General features: G+C 61.0%; 1 protein-coding gene and 6 tRNA genes. All 7 read left to right on the top strand.

Annotated features, from left to right (window positions below):
- Positions 1-217 (top strand): HU family DNA-binding protein (locus SSKA14_RS22945; protein WP_008268861.1); only part of this gene is annotated, 217 nt, incomplete at its 5' end.
- 11 nt (positions 218-228) lie between these two features.
- A tRNA-Val gene (locus SSKA14_RS22940) sits at positions 229-303 on the top strand.
- A gap of 26 nt (positions 304-329) precedes the next feature.
- Positions 330-406, top strand: a tRNA-Asp gene (locus SSKA14_RS22935).
- Between the two features lie 83 nt (positions 407-489).
- Positions 490-566: transfer RNA gene (locus SSKA14_RS22930), tRNA-Asp, on the top strand.
- Positions 567-653: 87 nt separating this feature from the next.
- Positions 654-730, top strand: a tRNA-Asp gene (locus tag SSKA14_RS22925).
- Positions 731-817: 87 nt separating this feature from the next.
- Positions 818-894: transfer RNA gene (locus SSKA14_RS22920), tRNA-Asp, on the top strand.
- A gap of 106 nt (positions 895-1,000) precedes the next feature.
- A tRNA-Asp gene (locus tag SSKA14_RS22915) sits at positions 1,001-1,077 on the top strand.
- The last annotated feature ends 68 nt before the right edge of the window (positions 1,078-1,145 follow it).

The following is a 1,145-nucleotide window of genomic DNA, read 5'->3' as shown; positions in this document are numbered from 1 at the left end:
CGAGTCCAGCCGCGCTGTCGATGCCGTCGTTGCTGCCGTCACCAAGGCGCTGAAGGACGGCGATGCGGTCACCCTGGTTGGCTTCGGTACCTTCCAGGTCCGCGACCGTGCTGCCCGCACCGGCCGCAACCCGAAGACCGGCGACACCATCAAGATCGCTGCTTCGAAGAATCCGTCGTTCAAGGCTGGCAAGGCCCTGAAGGATGCTGTAAACTAAGCGGCTCGCTGGGGTGCTTAGCTCAGCGGTAGAGCGTCTCCTTTACACGGAGAGGGTCGGGGGTTCGAAACCCTCAGCACCCACCACAGCACCGCGGTAAAAGTTTGAGTGTGGAGCGGTAGTTCAGCTGGTTAGAATGCTGGCCTGTCACGCCGGAGGTCGCGGGTTCGAGTCCCGTCCGCTCCGCCATTCAACGAGGCCTCCGGCCAAAAGCTGGAGGCTTTGTTTTCTTCCCGGTCCAGGCCGGCGGAAAACAAAAACGGTAACAACGCGGAGCGGTAGTTCAGCTGGTTAGAATGCTGGCCTGTCACGCCGGAGGTCGCGGGTTCGAGTCCCGTCCGCTCCGCCATTACATCGAGGCCCCCGGTCTGAAGCCGGGGGCCTTGTCTTCTCCCCGGAAGGTTCGGGAAGAAGGCGAAAAGGTTTTTGCAAGAACGGAGCGGTAGTTCAGCTGGTTAGAATGCTGGCCTGTCACGCCGGAGGTCGCGGGTTCGAGTCCCGTCCGCTCCGCCATTACATCGAGGCCCCCGGTCTGAAGCCGGGGGCCTTGTCTTCTCCCCGGAAGGTTCGGGAAGAAGGCGAAAAGGTTTTTGCAAGAACGGAGCGGTAGTTCAGCTGGTTAGAATGCTGGCCTGTCACGCCGGAGGTCGCGGGTTCGAGTCCCGTCCGCTCCGCCATTGCAGAATTCTTAAGTCCCTGTGAAAAAACTTTGAAAAAAGTGTTCATCGGGCTGGGTTTCCAGGGAGTCTTCGGATATACTGGGCACCTGCAAAGTTTCAGCGCGGAGCGGTAGTTCAGCTGGTTAGAATGCTGGCCTGTCACGCCGGAGGTCGCGGGTTCGAGTCCCGTCCGCTCCGCCAACTCTAAAAGCCCTCGGCACACGCCGGGGGCTTTTTCTTTGTGCGCTCGCGAAGAGGCGCGCAGGCCG

The organism is Stenotrophomonas sp. SKA14, from assembly GCF_000158575.1.
In the GTDB taxonomy this organism is placed as follows: Bacteria; Pseudomonadota; Gammaproteobacteria; order Xanthomonadales; family Xanthomonadaceae; genus Stenotrophomonas; species Stenotrophomonas forensis.
Note: the sequence above shows the minus strand (reverse complement) of the source record. Positions and strands in the feature narration are given on the sequence as shown.